At 63.0% G+C, this 19,253-nt stretch carries 17 protein-coding genes and 1 pseudogene; 11 read left to right on the top strand and 7 right to left on the bottom strand.

What is annotated here, in order from left to right; translation table 11 throughout:
- From MOV76_RS13510 to mutM, 4 genes are all read right to left on the bottom strand, one after another.
- Positions 1 to 439: DnaA N-terminal domain-containing protein (locus tag MOV76_RS13510; protein ID WP_309506194.1), on the bottom strand; the 439-nt coding region annotated here is incomplete at its 3' end.
- A gap of 855 nt (positions 440 to 1,294) precedes the next feature.
- Positions 1,295 to 1,573 carry a 30S ribosomal protein S20 gene (rpsT, locus tag MOV76_RS13505; RefSeq protein WP_003556028.1) on the bottom strand — a complete coding sequence of 93 codons (279 nt, stop codon included), beginning with the start codon at positions 1,571 to 1,573 and terminating at the stop codon, positions 1,295 to 1,297.
- 192 nt (positions 1,574 to 1,765) lie between these two features.
- Positions 1,766 to 2,539 (bottom strand): enoyl-CoA hydratase, encoded by a 774-nt coding sequence (locus MOV76_RS13500; protein WP_017966711.1) that lies wholly within the window; start codon positions 2,537 to 2,539, stop codon positions 1,766 to 1,768.
- Positions 2,540 to 2,578: 39 nt separating this feature from the next.
- A complete protein-coding gene (mutM, locus tag MOV76_RS13495) occupies positions 2,579 to 3,484 on the bottom strand; it encodes a bifunctional DNA-formamidopyrimidine glycosylase/DNA-(apurinic or apyrimidinic site) lyase (RefSeq protein ID WP_131605487.1) in 906 nt (301 codons plus the stop codon).
- A 149-nt stretch (positions 3,485 to 3,633) separates the two neighbouring features.
- On the opposite strand from mutM, the gene ubiE reads away from it, so the two are divergent.
- The 8 genes from ubiE to MOV76_RS13455 all read left to right on the top strand — a co-directional run bounded on the left by ubiE (position 3,634) and on the right by MOV76_RS13455 (position 13,721).
- Positions 3,634 to 4,410, top strand: coding sequence for a bifunctional demethylmenaquinone methyltransferase/2-methoxy-6-polyprenyl-1,4-benzoquinol methylase UbiE (gene ubiE / locus MOV76_RS13490; protein WP_018244480.1), 777 nt, complete (start codon positions 3,634 to 3,636; stop codon positions 4,408 to 4,410).
- A gap of 62 nt (positions 4,411 to 4,472) precedes the next feature.
- Positions 4,473 to 6,047 carry a 2-polyprenylphenol 6-hydroxylase gene (gene ubiB, locus MOV76_RS13485; protein WP_247264707.1) on the top strand — a complete coding sequence of 525 codons (1,575 nt, stop codon included), beginning with the start codon at positions 4,473 to 4,475 and terminating at the stop codon, positions 6,045 to 6,047.
- Positions 6,048 to 6,248: 201 nt separating this feature from the next.
- Positions 6,249 to 7,835, top strand: a complete 1,587-nt coding sequence (locus MOV76_RS13480; RefSeq protein ID WP_018447802.1) for an aromatic amino acid lyase — start codon at positions 6,249 to 6,251, stop codon at positions 7,833 to 7,835.
- Between the two features lie 123 nt (positions 7,836 to 7,958).
- A complete protein-coding gene (locus MOV76_RS13475) occupies positions 7,959 to 9,338 on the top strand; it encodes a dihydroorotase family protein (RefSeq protein WP_247264706.1) in 1,380 nt (459 codons plus the stop codon).
- On the top strand, positions 9,335 to 10,615 hold the full coding sequence (locus MOV76_RS13470) for a Zn-dependent hydrolase (RefSeq protein WP_247264705.1): 1,281 nt from the start codon (positions 9,335 to 9,337) through the stop codon (positions 10,613 to 10,615). Before MOV76_RS13475 ends, MOV76_RS13470 begins: the two co-directional genes overlap by 4 nt.
- Positions 10,596 to 11,693: a DUF917 domain-containing protein gene (locus MOV76_RS13465; RefSeq protein WP_247264704.1), complete on the top strand. Its 1,098-nt coding sequence runs from the start codon at positions 10,596 to 10,598 to the stop codon at positions 11,691 to 11,693. The genes MOV76_RS13470 and MOV76_RS13465 overlap by 20 nt, the downstream gene beginning before the upstream one ends.
- Before the next feature lie 3 nt (positions 11,694 to 11,696).
- On the top strand, positions 11,697 to 12,026 hold the full coding sequence (locus MOV76_RS13460) for a TfoX/Sxy family protein (protein WP_247264703.1): 330 nt from the start codon (positions 11,697 to 11,699) through the stop codon (positions 12,024 to 12,026).
- 33 nt (positions 12,027 to 12,059) lie between these two features.
- Positions 12,060 to 13,721, top strand: a complete 1,662-nt coding sequence (locus MOV76_RS13455; protein ID WP_247264702.1) for a urocanate hydratase — start codon at positions 12,060 to 12,062, stop codon at positions 13,719 to 13,721.
- 17 nt (positions 13,722 to 13,738) lie between these two features.
- Here the strand turns inward: MOV76_RS13455 and MOV76_RS13450 are convergent, their stop codons facing one another.
- Both MOV76_RS13450 and MOV76_RS13445 read right to left on the bottom strand, forming a co-directional pair.
- Positions 13,739 to 14,125: a VOC family protein gene (locus tag MOV76_RS13450; RefSeq protein ID WP_018244472.1), complete on the bottom strand. Its 387-nt coding sequence runs from the start codon at positions 14,123 to 14,125 to the stop codon at positions 13,739 to 13,741.
- A pseudogene (locus MOV76_RS13445) lies at positions 14,122 to 15,373 on the bottom strand (MFS transporter). Before MOV76_RS13445 ends, MOV76_RS13450 begins: the two are co-directional and overlap by 4 nt.
- Before the next feature lie 91 nt (positions 15,374 to 15,464).
- On the opposite strand from MOV76_RS13445, the gene MOV76_RS13440 reads away from it, so the two are divergent.
- Complete coding sequence (locus MOV76_RS13440; protein ID WP_130718720.1) at positions 15,465 to 16,340, top strand: LysR family transcriptional regulator; 876 nt, start codon at positions 15,465 to 15,467, stop codon at positions 16,338 to 16,340.
- A 100-nt stretch (positions 16,341 to 16,440) separates the two neighbouring features.
- On the opposite strand, the gene MOV76_RS13435 is transcribed toward MOV76_RS13440, so the two are convergent.
- Positions 16,441 to 17,346 carry a LysR family transcriptional regulator gene (locus MOV76_RS13435; RefSeq protein WP_131631056.1) on the bottom strand — a complete coding sequence of 302 codons (906 nt, stop codon included), beginning with the start codon at positions 17,344 to 17,346 and terminating at the stop codon, positions 16,441 to 16,443.
- Between the two features lie 125 nt (positions 17,347 to 17,471).
- Between MOV76_RS13435 and MOV76_RS13430 the strand changes: the two genes are divergently transcribed.
- Together MOV76_RS13430 and MOV76_RS13425 are read left to right on the top strand one after the other, a co-directional pair.
- Positions 17,472 to 18,236 carry an SDR family oxidoreductase gene (locus MOV76_RS13430; RefSeq protein WP_247264701.1) on the top strand — a complete coding sequence of 255 codons (765 nt, stop codon included), beginning with the start codon at positions 17,472 to 17,474 and terminating at the stop codon, positions 18,234 to 18,236.
- Positions 18,237 to 18,371: 135 nt separating this feature from the next.
- Entirely contained in the window at positions 18,372 to 19,121 is a 750-nt protein-coding gene (locus MOV76_RS13425; protein ID WP_247264700.1) for an SDR family oxidoreductase, read from the top strand.
- Positions 19,122 to 19,253 lie beyond the last annotated feature (132 nt).

The raw sequence follows: 19,253 nt of genomic DNA, 5'->3' as shown, positions 1-19,253 counted from the left end.
CCGGCTGGGCGCTTGTCGGGCGGCGCATCTGCGTGGGGGCGGCTGGTTCCGGCACCGCCGCTTCGTCGAGTGGCTTCATGCCATGGCGCGTCGCCGTACGCACCAGGACTTCGATTTTCAGAATTTCCGGATCTTCGGCCTGGAACAGACCGGTGATGAGATCGAGATAACGATTGTTGATCCACGACTTCAGGAAGGTCGTGGGGACCGAAAGGCGAACGACGCTCTTCGATACCGAATGCAGCTTCAGCCGGGCGAACCAGCTGGCGTAAACATCCTGACCGACCTGAGCCTTCAAGCGCGCACTGACGCGCTCAAACAATACGTTCTGCTTCATATCCGCCTTTACTTCCGCCGCTTCCAGGCGAATTGAGCCGAACGCCTGCGGTGCCGCATCCGCATTGTCGAGCCCGCTCGTCGTCATCGTATTCATCTGCATAATGCCGCCTTTCAATTCCACCGGGCGGCATCCGCTAAAACGGCCGCCCGATCATTCCCCGCTTTGGCGGGCTGACGGATCCTCATGAGCCGCTCGCCTGCCGGTTCACTCAAACACTGCCCCCGAAGGAACCGGCGCAGAACTCCGTTGCAGGTGCCGCGCTCATGCGGCAACCTTCATCGGCTTTCCGTGCCAGGCTGACGGTCGAACCTCGTTTTCGGCCGACCAGCCCGAACGCAATATTACTTTACCTTCTCCGATGGCCTCGCCTTAAACGTGTGGCCACTGAAGGCACAAAACATCCCCGCTCCGTAACAGCCACGTTACGGCTCAAATCCGTCGAGTGCTTGAAAAAACGGAAGCGCAATGCTCCGTAACAAACGGCACAAACTTATCGCCCTGCCGACGTGGCAGTTAAGACCGAGCCTCTGCAGGTGATGTCCGCGCCCTTTGTTGAAAGCCATTTAGGCAGGATCAAAAGGCAATATCAACGATGAATTTTACGCAAAATTAAGAAGCGGGCATTGACTCCGCCTGCCCTTTTCGGGCGTCACACCAGCGTCAAAAAAGAATCGCAGTTGAATCAAAGAGATTCCCCGTTCGGGCTATTTTGACACGCATTGAAAGAAAAAAAAATAAAATCCTCTTGACTCGCCTGTGGTCCCGAAAGCGTGGGGCAGAGTCGCGCGGCGTCAAAGCATCCTTGCGCAAGCCATTGTTTTTAAACAATTTTTCCTGTCATGGCGCTGACACGAAACAGTCGTCAGATTAACCATGCAGGGGCTGATCGGTGGAATCGAAAAAGCCCGGTAAAATTACCGGGCTAATCATAAAGAAGAAGACCTTAATGGAAGATTACGCGGTCGTGGTGACCGAAAGAGCCTTCACACGAGCGGCCAGACGCGAGACCTTGCGCGATGCCGTGTTGGCATGCAGCACGCCCTTGCTGGCGGCGCGGGCAAGCTCGGGCTGAGCAGCCAGGAAAGCTTCCTTCGCCTTGGCGGCGTCACCGGATGCGATGGCCTCTTCGACCTGGCGAACGAAAGTACGAACGCGCGAGCGACGAGCCTTATTGACGTCGGTACGGCGGGCGATCTTGCGGGTCGCTTTTTTCGCCGAAGTTGTATTGGCCATGGATGCCTCTCTCAAGAATTCGAACAAACTCCGCCATTACCGCGGGCCTTGCGGCCACAAAATCCAGCAATGCGGGAGCAATCGCGGAAAACCAAACCGGCTTTCCGAACCGTGGGCGGGCATATAACTCTAAAGCCGGCCCACGTCAACGCGGATTTTCAAGCTTTACCACCGGCAAGCGCCTAAAAGCATTCAACGGTGCGTAAAAGCCGGTTTGCGCTTCTCGACGAAGGCCGCCATGCCTTCTTTCTGGTCGTCCGTGGCAAAGAGGCTGTGAAACAGGCGGCGCTCGAAACGCAAGCCCTCCTCCAGCGTCGTCTCGAATGCGCGGTTGACAGCCTCCTTGGCCATCATCACCGAGGGACGCGAAAGCGAAGCGATCTTTTCGGCCGCGGCAAAAGCCTCGTCGAGCAGACGTTCGGGTGCCACCACACGCGAAACGAGTCCCGAACGTTCCGCCTCGGCCGCATCCATCATGCGGCCGGTCAGGATGAGATCCATCGCCTTCGCCTTGCCGACGGCGCGCGTCAGCCGCTGCGAGCCGCCCATGCCGGGAATGACGCCCAGTGTGATTTCAGGCTGGCCGAACTTCGCCGTCTCCGAGGCGATGATGAAATCGCACATCATGGCGAGCTCGCAGCCGCCGCCGAGCGCAAAACCGCTGACGGCAGCGATCACCGGCTTGCGTGCCTTTGCGACCTCATCCCAGCCGCTGATGAAATCACTCTTATAGATATCGGCGAACTCAAGCGGCTGCATCTCCTTGATATCGGCGCCGGCGGCAAAGGCACGCTCGGAACCGGTCAACACGATCGCTCCAACCGTCTCGTCGGCGTGGAAGGCGGCATAGGCCTCTTTCAGTTCCTTCAGGACGGTGGAGTTCAGCGCGTTCAGCGCCTGCGGGCGGTTCAGCGTGACGAGGCCAACATTGCCTCGGGTTTCGACGATCAGGGTCTCATAGGCCATGCTGTTCTCCCGGTTTCTCACTCTTAGCTTCTGGCAGGCTTACTTCTGGCAGGTGGCGCAATAGAAGGTGGAGCGACCCGCCTGGACGATGCGGGCGACCGTACCGCCGCAGCCGGGCGTGCGGCAAGCCTGACTTTCGCGATCATAGACGGAGAAGGAATGCTGGAAATAGCCGAGCGATCCGTCGGTCTGGATATGGTCACGCAGCGACGATCCGCCGGCGGCGATCGCGTCGGCGATGACGTCGCGGATCGAGGCGACGAGCAGGTCGAGCTGCGCCTTCGGCCGGCCCCCTGCCGTCACCAGCGTGCCGGCGGCGCGGATCGGCGAAAGATGCGCGCGCCACAGCGCCTCGCAGACATATATATTGCCGAGACCGGCAATGTTCTTCTGGTCAAGCAGCGCGCTTTTCAGCGGCTGCGCCTTGTCGCGGAAGCGTTCGGCCAGATAGCCGGCGCCAAGCTCGTTTCCTGTCGGCTCCGGGCCGAGATCGCGGAAGAACGGATGGGCGGCGAGATCGGCACGCCCCACCATATCCATGAAGCCGAAACGGCGCGGATCGTTGTAGACGACCCGGCGCGGGCCGCTTGCGCCCTCCAGATGGAAGACGACGTGATCGTGTTTCTCGTCCTTCGAGCGGGCATGGTGGAATTCGCCCGGCGCGGCGGAGGCAGCAGCCTCCTCGATGCGGCCCTCCTCGATCCGGAAGGAACCGGACATGCCGAGGTGGGAGATCAGCGTGTTGCCGTCGTCGAGATCGACCAGCAGATATTTGGCGCGGCGGCCAAGGCTGACGATGGTGCGGCCCGAAACCCTGTCCGCGAAAGCGTCGGGAAAGGGGAAGCGCAAATCGCCGCGCCGCAGCTCCAGCTTGGTGATGCGGGTGCCCTCCATCGCCGGCGTCAGGCCGCGTTTCACCGTTTCGACTTCTGGCAATTCCGGCATCTTAACCCATCTATATCTAACGTGTTTCAACCGACGACGATGTGCGCTATAGCGCCAGTGTGCCGTGGAGAACGCGGCCCATAGATAACGTCGCGCGCGGTCTTTCGCTATGGCCGCCGCGCCCGAATCTTCAGGAACGGAGCAGTCTGATGTCAGAAAGCCGCACTTCCGCCGATGGCGGCATGGAGACCTCCTACGGCTTCCGCGAGGTGCCTAATGGCGAGAAGCAAAGCATGGTCAACCAGGTGTTCCACAAGGTTGCCAAGCGCTACGACATCATGAATGACGTCATGTCGATGGGCATGCACCGCGCCTGGAAGGATGCGATGATCTCGGCGCTGAACCCGCGCAAGGAGCCGGGCTACAAGGTGCTCGACGTCGCCGGCGGCACGGGTGATATCGCCTTCCGCATCGTCGAGGCCTCGGGCAGACAGGCGCATGCCACGGTGCTCGATATCAACGGCTCGATGCTTGGTGTCGGGGCCGAGCGCGCGGAAAAGAAGAAGCTTTCCGGCAATCTCACCTTCGTCGAGGCGAATGCCGAGGAACTGCCGTTCGAGGCAGGCAGCTTCGATGCCTATACGATCGCCTTCGGCATCCGCAACGTGCCGAGGATCGACGTAGCGCTGTCGGAGGCCTATCGCGTGTTGAAGCGCGGCGGACGGCTGCTGGTGCTGGAATTTTCCGAAGTCGATATGCCGCTTCTCGACAAGATCTACGACGCCTGGTCGTTCAATGCCATTCCGCAATTCGGCAAGGCGATTACCGGCGATGCCGAACCCTACCAATATCTGGTGGAATCGATCCGAAAATTCCCGAACCAGGAGAATTTCGCGGCAATGATCCGCCAGGCCGGCTTTTCGCGCGTCACCTACACCAATTATACCGGCGGCATCGCCGCACTCCATTCCGGCTGGAAGCTCTGACGCATGACGCCGAAAAATGTAGAGCGGTTTTCGAATAGCGTCGCGCGAGAATCAAACAGAAGATGAGTACTTTCGGCGCATATTTCCGCCTTTGGCGCGTCGGCTGGGTGCTCGTGCGTGAGGGTGTCGTGTCAGCCCTTCCTTCCGAAGGGCTGCCGCCGCCGGTCGCGCTCGCCAAGTCCTTCGTCACGATTTTCGAGCGAAGCAAGGCGCGGCATCAGAAGCGCAGCGACCGGTTGGCCCAGGCCGTCGAGCGGCTTGGTCCCTCCTATGTGAAGATCGGGCAGTTCCTGGCGACGCGGCCGGATGTCGTCGGCGTCGAATTCGCCAACGACCTGTCGCAGCTTCAGGACCGGATGGCCTTCTTTCCCTCGGCAGCGGCCAAGGCCAATATCGAAGGCTCGCTCGGACGGCCGATCGGCGAGCTCTATGCGAGCTTTGGCGATCCGATCGCCGCCGCCTCGATCGCGCAGGTGCATCCGGCCGAGGTCGATAGTGCCGAGGGCCGGAAGAAGGTTGCCGTCAAGATCGTGCGGCCCGGCGTGCGCCAGCGCTTTGCCCATGACATCGAGGCGATGTATCTCGTTGCCCATATGCAGGAGCGTTTCCTGGCGTCCAGCCGGCGACTGCGGCCGGTCGAGGTGACGAAGACGCTGGAGCAGACGACGAAGGTGGAGATGGATCTTCGCCTGGAGGCGGCTGCCCTTTCCGAGATCGCCGAGAACACCGAAAAGGATCCCGGCTTCCGCGTGCCGAAGGTCGACTGGGAGCGCACCGGGCGCGACGTCATCACCATGGAGTGGATCGACGGCACAAGGATGTCCGACGTCGAGGGCCTGCGCGCGGCGGGCCACGATCTCAACCTGCTTGCCGATACGCTGATCCAGTCGTTCCTGCGCCACACGCTGCGCGACGGCTTCTTCCATGCCGACATGCATCCAGGCAATCTCTTCGTCGATGCTGACGGCATGATCGTCGCCGTCGACATGGGCATCGTCGGGCGGCTGGGCAAGAAGGAGCGGCGGTTCCTCGCCGAAATCCTCTATGGCTTCATCACCCGCGACTATATCCGCGTCGCCGAGGTGCATTTCGAGGCCGGCTATGTGCCCGGACATCACAATGTCGAAAGCTTCGCCCAGGCGATCCGGGCGATCGGCGAGCCGATCCATGGACAGCCGGCCGAGACGATCTCGATGGGCAAGCTGCTGACGCTGCTGTTCGAAGTGACCGAACTCTTCGACATGGCGACGCGGCCGGAGCTGGTGATGCTGCAGAAGACCATGGTCGTGGTCGAGGGCGTATCGCGCATGCTCAATCCGCGCTTCAACATGTGGAAGGCCTCCGAGCCTGTCGTTGGCGACTGGATCCGCACCAATCTCGGGCCGAAGCGGATCGCCACCGATCTTAAGGACGGGCTGAAGGCGGCGGTAAAGCTCGCCGAAGCCGTGCCCGAAATCGCAGCGAAGACCGAAAAATTCCACCATCAGCTCCTGCATATGAGCGAGCACGGGTTGCGCTTCGATGCTGAGACGGCGGATGCGATCGCCAAGGCCGAAGCGCGGCACAACCGCTCGGCCAGGATCGCGCTTTGGATCATCGCATTGACGCTTGTCTATATTGCCTGGATGCTGAGCTGACCGCCTGCCAAAAACATGCTGTGTTCGGCATTTGGGATATCCCATGTGACAGAGGGCTCGCTTAGTCTCACGTTCCGAGCATGATGCCGAAAAGTGTGAGCGGTTTTCGGGCGACATCATGCTCTGACTCTTTAGTTTAGAACAGGATTCAGATTTTCGGCCGATCCGGCCTAAAATCATCCTGTTCTGGGAGATAGGCACATGAAGCACGAACGCCTTGGCATCGAACTTTCCGGACAACCGCTCGGTTTTGCCGAGATGGTGACGATTGGTGCGGGCAAGGCTAAGATTTCGGCTTCGGCGACAGGCATGGCCCGCATCGCGATCGCCCGCGAGGTCGTCGAGGATGCGATTGCCTCCGGCATGCCCGTCTACGGCTCGACGACAGGCGTCGGCGCCATGAAAGATGTGGAGTGGTCGGCCGACGAACTCGACACCTTCAATCTCGGCCTGGTGCGCGCCCATCATTTCGGCACCGGCACCCCCTTTTCCTGCAATATCGTCCGCAATGCCATGGCGATCCGTATCAACACGGCGCTGACCGGCCAGGTCGGCTGCACGCCGGAGCTGATCCAGGCCTATATCAGGATGCTCGAGGCCGATCTCATCCCGGTCGTGCGCCGCACCGGCTCGATCGGCTGTGCGGATATCGGCCTGATGGGACAGATCGGAGCGGTGCTGACCGGCGTCGGCGAAGCGATCTATCGCGGCAACCGGATGCAGGCGGCCGAGGCTTTCCAGGCGGCCGGGCTGGAACCGATGCGGATGGCGCCGCGCGACAGCCTCGCCTCGCTCAGCATCAATGCGGTAAGCTTTGCCTCGGCGGCGGAAACGACGCGCAACGCCGCGGCCTCGATCCGCGTCCTGCTGGCAACGGCGATGATGGCGGCCGGTGCGCTCGGTGCTTCCCGCGATCCCTGGAAGGCGGTCCGGCATGTCGGAACTGCGCGCGAAGCGCTGATCGGTGCCTGGCTCTGCAATGCCTCCGACGAATGGAACTGGCCCGTCGCAACGCATGTGCAGGATCCGCTGAGCCTGCGCATGATCGCCCAGGTGTTCGGCGCGGTGATCGAAAACCTTTTATCGACCGGCCATAAGATCCTTGCCGCCACCGGGCGTTCGGACGACAATCCCGTCGTGGTTGAGGGCCGGGTGATGACGTCGGGCGGCTCTCTTCCGCTCGATGTGACGATCCTGCTCGAATCGGCAGCGCTTTGCATGGCGCATGCGGCGCGCAACGCCTTCAACCGCTGCGTCATTCTCGGCAACGGCCAGCGGCGCGACCTGCCGGTCAATCTCGTGCCGCCGGGGCGGATTGCCACCGGTTTCGGGCCGATTATCAAACTTGCCGGCGAGATCTTCTCGCGCGTGCTGTCAATGTCCAATCCCGTGTCGGCCCAGTCGCTGGTGGTTGCGGCCGGGCTGGAGGACGAGGCGGCCTTCCTGCCGCTCGTCATCGAGCGCTTCGACCGGCAGATGCGGGCGCTGAAGCGCCTCGCAGCCCTTGAGGCGCTGCTCTCGGCCCAGGCGATCGACATTCTCGGCGATGAACCGAAGGGCGTCGCCGCCATGCTCTACGCGGTCGTGCGCAAACATGCGGATTTCTATACGGTCGACCGGCCGCTTTCGGCTGAAGTGGAGGCGATCGAGGAGGAACTTGGTTCGGACGATTTCGTCACGAAGCTGACTGAGCAGGTTCCGATCGCCTCCTTCGACGATTTCTTCGCCCTCGGCTCGTTGGAGCACATCGAGGAACGGCTAACCCATGACGAGCCGGCAGCAGTCTGATTTCCAGCTTGCTACATAATCCCTTAAATCGAGATCGACTTAAGGAATTATGCAGCAATTCAAAGTGTTACAGCGTCCTTTGCGCGGCTAGAAAGACGCGCAGCGCTGCAGGGAGGAAGCAAAATGGACTTCGATCTCGTTCTGCAGGGCACGGTGGTGCTGCCGGACCGCATTGTCGAAGAGGGCTATGTCGCCGTGCGCGACGGCAAGATCGCCGAGGTCGGCCTCGGCGTGCCGCCTGCGGGCCGCGAACGGCATCTGCTCGGAAAAGCGCTGATCCTGCCCGGCGCGATCGATGCGCAGGTACATTCGCTTTCCCAGAAGGACCAGGAGGATTTCATCTGGTCGACGCGCTCGGCGGCGGCAGGCGGCGTGACTACAATCGTCGACATGCCCTATGACGAGGGCAATCTCGTCTGTTCGGCAGCGGCGGTGAAGCGGAAAGTCGACCATGCCGGGCCGCAGGCGCGCGTCGATTTCGCGCTTTACGGCACCGTCGATCCGGAAGAAGGCCCGGCGCGGATCCGCGAGATGGTGGAGGCAGGCGTTGCAGCCTTCAAATTCTCGACCTTCGGCACCGACCCCAAGCGCTTTCCGCGCATTCCGCCGGCACTGCTCGACGCCTGCTTCGCGGCGATCGCTCCGACGGGGCTGACAGCCGGCGTGCACAATGAGGACGACGAGGCGGTGTGCACCTATATGGAGCAGGTGAAGGCGAGCGGCATCACCGACTGGCGGGCGCACGGCCTGTCGCGACCGCCGATCACCGAGCTGCTGGCGATGCACACGATCTTCGAGACCGGTGCCGACACGGGCTGCCCGGCGCATGTGGTGCACTGCTCGCTCGGGCGCGGCTATGATATCGCGCGCGCCTATCGCCGCGACGGCTTTGCGGCGACGGTCGAATGCTGCATCCATTATCTGACGCTCGACGAGGAAAACGACGTGAAGCGCCTCGGTGGCAAGGCGAAGATCAATCCGCCGGTGCGGCCGCGCGCCGAGGTGGAGAGCCTCTGGCGGAAGGTGGCCGAGGGTGATGTCTGGCTGGTCTCGACCGATCACGTCAGCTGGTCGGAAAACCGCAAGACCAATCCCGACATGCTCGCCAACGCCTCCGGCGTTCCCGGCCTCGAGGTGATGGTGCCGCTTTTCGTCAAAGGGGCCATCGAACGCGGCATTCCGCTGACATGGGCAGCCAGGCTGATGGCGGAGAACCCGGCGAAGCATTTCCGGCTCGACCATATCAAGGGCGCGCTGACGCCGGGCAAGGATGCCGATATCGTCGTGCTGGAGCCGCGCGACAGCGTCTATGATGCCGCCGCGAGCGGCAACAACGTCGTCGGCTGGAGCCCCTATAACGGCATCCGCCTGCCCTGGACCGTTTCCGCCACCTATCTGCGCGGCGAAAAGATTGCCGAGGGCGCCAAGGTGCTGGCTGAGCCCGGCACCGGGCGCTTCGTGCGGCCGCTGCCGCGCCAGGTCATTGCGGGAGCCGAAGCATGAGCCGCAATCTTCCCGTCAATGCCGGCCGGATCGCTGGAGATATCGAGGCCCTGGCCGGGATGACCGAGCCGGGGCATCCCTGGACGCGGCGGGCCTTCTCGCCGCTCTTCCTCGAAGGCCGGGCCTATATCGACGCGCGGATGAAGGCGGCGGGACTGGAAACGCGGGTCGATGCCGCCGGCAATCTGATCGGCCGACGGACTGGCCGGAAACCATGGCTCGGCACGATCATGGTCGGTTCGCATTCTGACACGGTGCCGGACGGCGGCCGCTTTGACGGCATTGCCGGGGTAATTGCGGCGCTGGAGGTGGTGCGCGCGCTGCGCGACCAGAATATCGAGCTCGATCACGATCTCGAAATCGTCGATTTCCTTGCCGAGGAGGTCAGTATCTTCGGCGTGTCCTGCATCGGCAGCCGCGGCATGACCGGCCAATTGCCGGAGGCCTGGCTTTCGCGCGTCAGCGACGGGCGCGACCTAGCCGAGGGTATCGCGCAGGTCGGTGGCCGACCTGACGTGCTGATGCAGCAGAAGAGACCCGATATAGCAGGCTTTCTGGAACTTCATATCGAACAAGGCCCGGTGCTCGAAGCCGAAAAGGAGGATGTCGGCATCGTCACCGCGATATCAGGCATCACCCGCATCGAGATCACCGTCGAAGGGCGGGCCGACCATGCCGGCACGACGCCGATGGACCGGCGGGCGGATGCGCTGGTGGCGGCGTCGCAGCTGGTGCTCGACATCCGCAACGCCGCCGCCGAGCTTGCGAAAACGCCGGGCCATTTTGCAGCGACGGTCGGCGAATTCCGGATCGAGCCGAATGCCGCCAATGTCGTGCCGTCGAAAGTAGTGCTGCTGATCGATGGCCGTGCCGAAATCCGTGCCGACATGGAGGCATTCTGCCGCTGGCTCGACGGCCATGTCGAAAAGCTGGCGGGGGCCTACAGCGTGACGATCAAGACCCCGAACCGGGTTTCCGACAATCTGCCGACGCCTGCTGATTCCGGGCTGCTGTCGACCTTGGAGGCCGCTTGCGAACGTGTCGGTGCAAAACATCGGCGCATGGCCTCCGGCGCGGGGCACGACACGGCCTGGATCGCCAAGGTGGCACCGGCGGCGATGATCTTCGTGCCCTGCCGGGAAGGCCGCAGCCATTCGGCCGACGAATGGGCTGAAAATGACGATATCGCGCTCGGCGCCGCCGTACTTTTCGAGGCGGTGCGCGAGATGGACAAGGATTTGAATCAGGAGAGGACCGATGGGACGCATACTCGTTGAGAAGGACGTGGAAGCTGCCGTCAAGGGTGGCTCCGTCTATGCCGCCGGTGGCGGCGGCTGGGCCGATCACGGGCGGATGCTCGGTTATGCCGCCGTCAATGTCGGCAAGCCCGAGCTGGTCTCGATCGACGAGTTGAAGGACGAGGACTGGATTGCGACTGCGGCTGCGATCGGCGCGCCGGCTTCCACCACCCCCTGGGAAATGCAGGGCATCGACTATGTGAAGGCGGTGCAATTGCTGCAGGAGGCACTGGGTGAAAAGCTTTCCGGGCTGATCATCGGCCAGAACGGCAAATCCTCGACGCTGAACGGCTGGCTGCCGTCGGCAGTCCTCGGCACCAAGGTGGTCGACGCGGTCGGGGATATCCGCGCACATCCCACAGGCGACATGGGCTCGATCGGCATGGCCGGCTCGCCCGAGCAGATGATCCAGACCGCTGTCGGCGGCAATCGGGCCGAAAACCGTTATATCGAGTTGGTGGTGAAGGGCGCGACGGCGAAGATCTCGCCGGTGCTGCGCGCTGCCGCCGATCAATCCGGCGGCTTCATCGCCAGTTGCCGCAATCCGCTCAGAGCCTCCTATGTCCGCAGCCATGCGGCGCTCGGCGGCATCTCGATGGCGCTTTCGCTCGGTGAGGCGATCATCGCTGCGGAGAAGAAAGGCGGATCTGATGTCATCGACGCGATCTGCAAGACGACGGGCGGACATATCCTTGCCGAGGGCGTCATTACCCGCAAGGACGTCGTCTACACCAAGGAAGCCTTCGACATCGGCACGATCACCGTCGGCGCGGGCGAAAAGTCGGTGACGCTGCATGTGATGAACGAATATATGGCGGTGGACGACGCGGATGGCGGGCGGCTTGCCACCTTTCCCGCCGTCATCACCACGCTTTCACCAGAGGGCGAGCCGCTCAGCGTAGGCCAGCTCAAGGAGGGCATGCGGGTGTTCATCCTGCATGTACCGATGGATATCATTCCGCTGTCGGCAAGCGTGCTCGATCGGACCGTCTATCCCGTCGTCGAAAAGGCGATGGGGATCGAGATCGCACGCTACGCACTGGCGACAAAGGCCTGAGCCATGGCGCGCGATCCCGGTCTCGAAGAACTGATGCGTGAGGAACTCGGCGATCGGCCGGGTCTTGCCGAAAAATCGATGTTCGGCGGCTGGGCCTTCATGCTGAACGGCAATCTTCTCTGCTGCGCACGCCATGACGGCATGCTGATTCGTCTCGGCAAGGGCAATGACGACTGGGCGCTGGCACTGCCAGGCGTGATCCAGATGCTGTCGGGCGAGCGTGTGATGCATGGCTGGGTGCGAGGCGGTGCCGAAGTTTACGGCGACGATACCCTGAGACGGCGTTTGCTCGATGCGGCACTCGCCTATGTGGAATCGCTGCCCAGGAAATAACGAACGAAGGCAGAGCAAAACGAGGAACCCACGATGCCGAAGGCCAATCCACGTCATCCGAAATTTCCGATTCCCGGCGGGCCGGAACTGCGGGCCAAGGGCTGGCGGCAGGAGGCGCTGCTGCGGCTGCTCGAAAACGTGCTCTCCGTCGGCGAGGATCCCGACAATCTGATCGTCTATGCCGCGCTCGGCAAGGCGGCCCGCAACTGGGCGGCGCATAGGGGCATCGTCAAGGCGCTGACCGAGATGGACGAGGACCAGACGCTGCTCATCCAGTCCGGCAAGCCGATCGGCCTCGTTCGAACGCATGCCAAGGCGCCGCTGGTCATCATGGCGAACTGCAATATCGTCGGGCAATGGGCAAAGGCCGAAGTGTTCTACGAGCTGCAGCGCAAGGGGTTGATCTGCTGGGGCGGGCTGACGGCCGGCGCCTGGCAATATATCGGCAGCCAGGGCGTCATCCAGGGCACCTACGAGATCTTCATGCGCATTGCCGAGCGGCGCTTCGGCGGCGATCTCCTCGGCCGGTTCGTGCTGACGGCCGGCCTCGGCGGCATGGGCGGGGCGCAACCTCTCGCCGGCCGCATGGCAGGGGCTGCAATCCTCTGCATCGACATCGATCCGGAGCGGGCCCGCAAGCGCCAGCAGATCGGTTATCTCCAGGAAATCGCCCCCGATCTCGATAGCGCCCTTCAGATGATCGATGCGGCGGTGAAGGACAAGCGGGCGCTGTCAGTCGGCCTCGTCGGCAATGCGGCGGAGGTCTATCCCGAAATCGCCCGCCGCGGCATCGTGCCTGACATCGTCACCGACCAAACCTCGGCGCATGACCTCGTCTACGGTTACGTGCCGAAGGGCATGAGCCTCGATCAGGTCAAGGGCCTGCGCGACGACGGCCAGGGACAATTGATGGCGGCAAGCCGGGCCTCGATCGTCGAGCATGTGACGGCGATGCTGGAATTCCAGAAGCGTGGCTCGGAAGTCTTCGACAACGGCAATCTAATCCGCACGCAGGCCCGCGAGGGCGGTGTCGCCAATGCCTTCGACATTCCGATCTTCACCGAAGCCTATCTCAGGCCGCTCTTTGCCCGGGCGATCGGCCCGTTCCGCTGGATGGCTCTGTCAGGCGAGGAGAGCGATATCGCTCGCATTGACGATCTGCTGCTCGAGATGTTTCCCGATAACAAGATCATCACCAACTGGATCCGGCTGGCGCGCGAGCATGTGCCCTTCGAGGGGCTGCCGGCCCGCATCGCCTGGCTTGGCCACGGCGAACGCACCGCACTCGCAAGGCGCGTCAACGCGCTGGTTGCGAGCGGCGAACTCAAAGGCCCGGTCGCCTTCTCCCGCGACCATCTCGACGCCGGCGCCATGGCGCATCCGAATATCATGACCGAGGGGATGAAGGACGGCTCCGACGCGATCGCCGACTGGCCGCTGATCGATGCGATGATGCTCTGCTCGTCGATGGCCGATCTGGTCGTCATCCATTCCGGCGGCGGCGGCTATGCCGGCTACATGACGAGCTGCGGCGTCACCGTGGTCGCCGACGGCACGGATGCCGCCGACGAACGGCTCGACCATGCGCTGACCAACGATACGGCGCTTGGCGTCATGCGTTACGCCGATGCCGGTTACGAGGAGGCGCTGGATGAGGTGGCGAAGAAGGACGTGCCCTATATCCGGCTCGGTTGATGTGCGGGAGGCCGACGTCAGGCAATCAGATTGGAGACCTCGAGGAGGTTGCCGTCGGGGTCCCTGAAATAGACCGAGCGCAAACGCCCGGTCGCGCCGGTGCGCTCGACCGGACCCTCTTCGATGGCAACGCCTAAGGCCTCCAGATGGGCGATGACATCGGCAAGCTGAGTCTCGGCGATGAAGCAGAGGTCGCCGGAGCCGGGTGTGGGTTGCCTTGCCTTGGGATCGAATTCGTGGCCGGCATGGTGCAGATTAATCTTCTGCCCGCCGAATTTCAGTGCTTTACGGCCTTCAGCAAAGGTTTCGACCGACATGCCGAGGATGCGGGAATAGAAGTCGCAGCTGATCGCGATATCGGCGACGGTCAGCACGAGATGGTCGAGCCGGTCTATGCGGATCATGCTTTTCTCCTCGCGAGGTGCTGCGCAAGACAGGCGGAGACAAAGGCCAGCGCCAGCATGGCAAGCGTGAAGATAACGACGGCGGCCCAGCCTTCAACCGCGAAGAACCAGCCGCCCGCCGAACCCATGAGGCTGGAGCCGACATAATAGGCGAGCATATAGAGCGACGAGGCGTGCCCTTTGGTGCCATGTGCCAGCTTGCCGACAAGGCCGCTGGCGATCGAATGGCTGATAAAGAAGCCGGTCGTGAGCACGATGATACCGAGGATAATCGCCGGGAGCGAGGCAAAGAGCGTCAGCGCGCTGCCGGCGGCGGTGAGTGCCAGACCGAAGAGAAGCACGGAAAAGTGCCCGATCCGGTCTCCCAACAGGCCGCCGATCGAGGAAGGCGCCGATGCCGAAGAGGTAGACGGTGAAGATCAGGCCGAGTTCGGTCTGGTTGAGGCCGTAGGGCGGCGCCACCAGGCGGAAGCCGGCATAATTGTAGATCGTCACAAAGGAGCCCATCGCCAGGAAGGCGATGGCGAAGATGAAGGGCAGCGCCGGATTGCGGAGATGGCCGAGCCAGGCCTTTGCATGAAAGCGTGGGTCGAAGCCCGGCCGGCGGACGAAATTGCGTGACGGTGGCAAGAGGGCGATGAAGCCGAGCGCGGCGGCAAGGCCGATGGTGCCGATGATGAAGAGCGCCGGACGCCAGGTGAGATATTCGGCGAAGATGCCGGTGAGCACACGGCCGGACATGCCGCCGAAGGCCGTGCCGCCGACATAGAGGCCCATGGTGGCGCCAAGGCCGCGCGGATCGATTTCCTCGGCGAGATAGGCCATGGCAACGGCCGGCACACCACCGAGAACAAGGCCCTGAAGCGCGCGGATGACGAGCAGCAGATGCCAGTTCGGGGCAAAGGCGGTGGCAATGGTCAGCAATGCCGCCCCGACCAGCGATATCGACATCAGGCTGCGGCGGCCGAGACCTTCCGAGACGGCGGCGGCGCAGACGATGGCGACCGCCAGGAAACCGGTGGAGAGCGAAAGGGACAGCGAGCTTTCGGCCGGGCTGACAGCGAATTCCTGCGAGAAGATCGGCAGCAGCGGCTGGACGCAATAGAGCAGCGAGAAGGTGGAGAAGCCGGAAAGGAAGAGTGCCAGGCTGGCGCGGCGATAGGCGCCGGCGCCACGGGTCAGGTAGTGCTTCTGCCCTGGGGTCGCAGCTGTCTCGGAGGTCTTCACTGCATGCACTGACGGCGGCATATCTTCATCCTTCCAGCCTCCGATCTAGTCAAAGCGCCTCCATTTGTCCAATATATGAGACCGTCGATTCCGATAGGTTTTGGAGATAGTGATGGAGCTGCGGCATCTCAGGTATTTTCTGGCGGTGGCGGAAGAAGGCAATTTCACCCGTGCCGCCGGCAAGCTTGGCATCGGGCAGCCGCCGCTCAGCCAGCAGATCCGCGACCTGGAGAGGGAAGTGGGTGCGGCGCTGTTTCACCGTGTGCCGCACGGCGCCGAATTGACGGCAGCGGGCGCGGCCTTCCTTGGCGAGGCAAAGGCGTCGCTGGTGGCAGCTGAGAAGGCGAAGCTTGCGGCGCAAAGCGCCAATCGCGGCGAGACCGGCCGGCTGTCGCTCGGCTTCACTGCATCCTCCGCCTTCAACCCCGTGGTCAGCACGACGATCCGCCGGTTTCGCGCGCGCTGGCCGGAGGTTCGGCTGTCGTTGACGGAAATGAATACGCTGGCGCTGATGCAGAAGCTGGAACGCGGCGAGCTCGACGCCACCTTCATGCGCCCCAGCCTGGACGATCCGGCCGGCATCCGGCTGCGGCGGCTGCCGGACGAGCCGATGGTGATTGCCCTGCCCGCCAGCCATCCTCTGGCAAGACATCGTAGCCTGCCGCTTGCAATGCTGGCGGACGAACCCTTCATCCTCTTTCCCCGGCTCGTGGGCTTGAGCCTCTACGACGATGTCGTGCTCGCCTGCCGCAAGGCGGGATTCGAGCTGACCGTGGCGCAGGAGGCGCCGCAGATTTCCTCGGTCGTCAATCTGGTGGCGGCCGATCTCGGCGTCTCGATCGTGCCGGCCTCGATTTCGCAGATCAAGCTCGAAGGTGTGGCCTACCGGCCGATCGAGGGGCCGCCGGCCGTGGCGCGCCTGGCGCTGGCAATCCTGAAAACACACCGCTCGCCGGTCACCGAGAACCTGATGAGCCTGCTGAGCTAAAGCGCGTCGCGATCTTTCAGATTCGCTCTTCGCGCTTTAGGTCTTTGTTTTTGCGCATGTCGTTGTCGCAAAACCGCTGCACACTTTTGCGCGACATGCTCTAGCCCGCCGGATCCCAATAGGGAGGATCGCCGAAGCTCTTCTTCAGGTGATCGGCGATGGCACGGAGCTTGGCGGAGGGGTTTCGGCCCTCGGGATGCGCCATATAGATGAATTCGGCCTCCGGCTTGTGACCGACATCGATTTCGGCAAGCCGGCCCTCGCGGATGGCCGGGCCGGCGATGAAGGCGGGCAGCAGCGCAATGCCGAGGCCGGCAATCGCCGCGTCGCGGAGCATGTCGCCATTGTTGATGCCGAGCGCCAGTTTCGCACGGACGACGATCGCACCCTCCGGCGTCTGGAAGCGCCAGTCGGCAACGCCGCGATTGGTGTAGAAGATGCCGCGATGGTCGTTGAGATCAGCCAGCGACGACGGAATTCCCTGGCGGGCGAGATAATCCGGTGAGGCACAGAGAAGACGGCGGCTTCGCGTGAGCTTCCAGGCGACCAGCCGGCTATCGGCGATCGGACCATTGCGGATAATGGCGTCATAGCCGTCCGAAGCGGCATCCACCCGCCGATCATCGATATCGAGGGTCAGTTCGATCTCGGGATGTTTGGCGAGAAAGGGATAGAGCGCCGGGCCGAGATGCATGCGGCCGAAGGTGACGGGAGCGGCGATGCGGATCGGGCCTGACAGCGTTCCGCGCCGCTCCGCCATATCTGCCGCAGCTTCCTCGATCTCGCGCACGATGCGCGCGGCCCGCTCCAGGAAGACCGTGCCATCCTCGGTCAAAGTGAGCTTGCGGGTCGTTCGGTGCAGCAGGATGCCGCCGAGCGATTTCTCCAGCTCGGCCAACCTTTCGCTGACGACGGATTTGGACAGCCGAAGACGCCGGGCCGCCTCGCTGACCGAGCCTGCCTCGACCACGGCGACAAAAGCCGCAATGCCTTCTATCCTGATCATCGTTCGGTCTTTCCGAATTCGAATTCCCCGATCTGGAGACTAATCCGAACGAAAGGAAAATGCCATCTTCCATTCAACGGAACGGACGGCAGGGGCCGCCTCGCCTCAACACAGGAGATGGAACCATGAACCGCTTGAACAACAAGGTCGCGATCATCACCGGCGCAAGCTCCGGCATCGGCCGGGCCACGGCAAAGCTCTTCGCCGCCGAAGGCGCCAAGGTCGTCGTCGGCGCCCGCCGTCAAGGCGAACTCGACAGCCTCGTTGCGGAGGTCAAGGCAGAGGCCGGCGATGCCATCGCCATTGCCGGCGACGTGCGCTCGGAAGATTATCACAAGGCGCTGGTCGCGGCCGCCGTGAGAAATTACGGCAAGCTCGACATCGCCTTCAACAATGCCGGCACGCTCGGCGAAGCCGGTCCGAGCACCGCCGTTTCCGAAGCGGGCTTCAGCGAGGCGCTGGCGATCAATCTGACGGCCTCCTTCCTCGCCGCCAAGCACCAGATCGGGGCGATGGTGGAAAATGGCGGCGGCTCGGTGATCTTCACCTCGACCTTCGTCGGCTACAGCTTCGCCTTCCCGGGGGTTGCCGCCTATGCCGCCAGCAAATCCGGCCTGATCGGCCTGACACAGGCGCTTGCCGCCGAATTCGGCCAGCAGGGCGTGCGCGTCAATGCCATCCTGCCGGGTGCGGTCGATACCGACATGTATCGGGACATGAACGATACGCCTGAGAAGCAGGCCTTCGTCACCAATCTGCATGCGCTGAAGCGTGTCGCAACACCCGAAGAACTTGCCCGCTCGGTCCTCTACCTCGCCTCCGACGATGCAAGCTTCGTCACCGGTACGGCGTCGCTGGTCGACGGCGGCGCTTCGATCACCCGCACCTGAGGCGGCGCGGCGCGGTTATCCGCTGCGGGTTGATGATCCTTCAACGCGCCGGCTTATCGCGCCGCCTTTTTCAGAGCATTCTCGCATTGAACAAGAACGGGCCACGCCCCAACATTCGGTCAAAGGAACTTCATCATGTCACGCCTGCAGAACAAGACAGCCCTCATCACCGGCGGCACCAGCGGCATCGGCCTCGAGACCGCCCGCCAGTTCATCGCTGAGGGCGCCCGCGTCGTCGTTACCGGCAGCAGCGCGGCAAGCGTCGAGGCGGCCCGCGCCGAATTCGGCGGCAAAGCCACCGTCATCCAGGCCGATGCCGGCAATGCGGTCGGCCAGAAGGCCGTCGCCGATAGCGTGAGAGAGGCTTTCGGCACGCTCGACATCCTCTTCGTCAACGCCGGGGTCGCCGATTTCGGGCCGCTGGAACAGTGGAGCGAAGCCGCCTTCGACAAGTCGGTTGATATCAACGTCAAGGGCCCGTTCTTCCTGATTCAGGCGCTGCTGCCGATTTTTTCGACTCAGGCCGCGATCGTGCTCAACACCTCGATCAACGCCCATATCGGCATGCCGAATTCCAGCGTCTATTCGCTGACGAAGGGCGCGCTGCTGACGCTTGCCAAGACATTGTCGGGCGAGCTCATCGGCCGCGGCATCCGCGTCAACGCCGTCAGCCCCGGTCCGATCTCCACGCCGCTCTACAGCAAGCTCGGCGCTTCACAAGCCCAATCCGAGGCGATGACTGCGCAGATCCAGGCCCAGATTCCCGTCGGCCGTTTCGGAACCCCCGGCGAAGTCGCCAAGACGATCGTTTTCCTCGCCTCCGATGAGGCGGCCTACATCGTCGGCAGCGAACTCATCATCGACGGCGGGATGAGCAACCTCTGACCGACGAGTGCGGCGGAGACTGGCTGCCGCCGCAGCTTGCCCGCCTCGGCATGGCGATCCCGATCGTCATGCGGCGGCTTCCGGACCAGCTCCGATGCCTGTCGCCCTCGCGATTGCATGTTCTCCGCCAAA

The sequence above is a fragment of the Rhizobium sp. PRIMUS64 genome (assembly GCF_023006465.1).
Lineage (GTDB): Bacteria > Pseudomonadota > Alphaproteobacteria > Rhizobiales > Rhizobiaceae > Rhizobium > Rhizobium leguminosarum.
Note: the sequence above shows the minus strand (reverse complement) of the source record. Positions and strands in the feature narration are given on the sequence as shown.

Excerpts from the sequence above, each read along its gene's own strand:
- MOV76_RS13430 (WP_247264701.1), top strand. The coding sequence starts at position 17,472 with ATGAACCGCTTGAACAACAAGGTCGCGATCATCACCGGCGCAAGCTCC.
- MOV76_RS13450 (WP_018244472.1), bottom strand. The coding sequence starts at position 14,125 with ATGATCCGCATAGACCGGCTCGACCATCTCGTGCTGACCGTCGCCGAT.
- MOV76_RS13440 (WP_130718720.1), top strand. The coding sequence starts at position 15,465 with ATGGAGCTGCGGCATCTCAGGTATTTTCTGGCGGTGGCGGAAGAAGGC.
- mutM (WP_131605487.1), bottom strand. The coding sequence starts at position 3,484 with ATGCCGGAATTGCCAGAAGTCGAAACGGTGAAACGCGGCCTGACGCCG.
- MOV76_RS13435 (WP_131631056.1), bottom strand. The coding sequence starts at position 17,346 with ATGATCAGGATAGAAGGCATTGCGGCTTTTGTCGCCGTGGTCGAGGCA.
- MOV76_RS13425 (WP_247264700.1), top strand. The coding sequence starts at position 18,372 with ATGTCACGCCTGCAGAACAAGACAGCCCTCATCACCGGCGGCACCAGC.
- MOV76_RS13475 (WP_247264706.1), top strand. The coding sequence starts at position 7,959 with ATGGACTTCGATCTCGTTCTGCAGGGCACGGTGGTGCTGCCGGACCGC.
- MOV76_RS13455 (WP_247264702.1), top strand. The coding sequence starts at position 12,060 with ATGCCGAAGGCCAATCCACGTCATCCGAAATTTCCGATTCCCGGCGGG.
- rpsT (WP_003556028.1), bottom strand. The coding sequence starts at position 1,573 with ATGGCCAATACAACTTCGGCGAAAAAAGCGACCCGCAAGATCGCCCGC.
- MOV76_RS13470 (WP_247264705.1), top strand. The coding sequence starts at position 9,335 with ATGAGCCGCAATCTTCCCGTCAATGCCGGCCGGATCGCTGGAGATATC.
- ubiE (WP_018244480.1), top strand. The coding sequence starts at position 3,634 with ATGTCAGAAAGCCGCACTTCCGCCGATGGCGGCATGGAGACCTCCTAC.
- MOV76_RS13480 (WP_018447802.1), top strand. The coding sequence starts at position 6,249 with ATGAAGCACGAACGCCTTGGCATCGAACTTTCCGGACAACCGCTCGGT.
- MOV76_RS13465 (WP_247264704.1), top strand. The coding sequence starts at position 10,596 with ATGGGACGCATACTCGTTGAGAAGGACGTGGAAGCTGCCGTCAAGGGT.
- ubiB (WP_247264707.1), top strand. The coding sequence starts at position 4,473 with ATGAGTACTTTCGGCGCATATTTCCGCCTTTGGCGCGTCGGCTGGGTG.
- MOV76_RS13460 (WP_247264703.1), top strand. The coding sequence starts at position 11,697 with ATGGCGCGCGATCCCGGTCTCGAAGAACTGATGCGTGAGGAACTCGGC.
- MOV76_RS13500 (WP_017966711.1), bottom strand. The coding sequence starts at position 2,539 with ATGGCCTATGAGACCCTGATCGTCGAAACCCGAGGCAATGTTGGCCTC.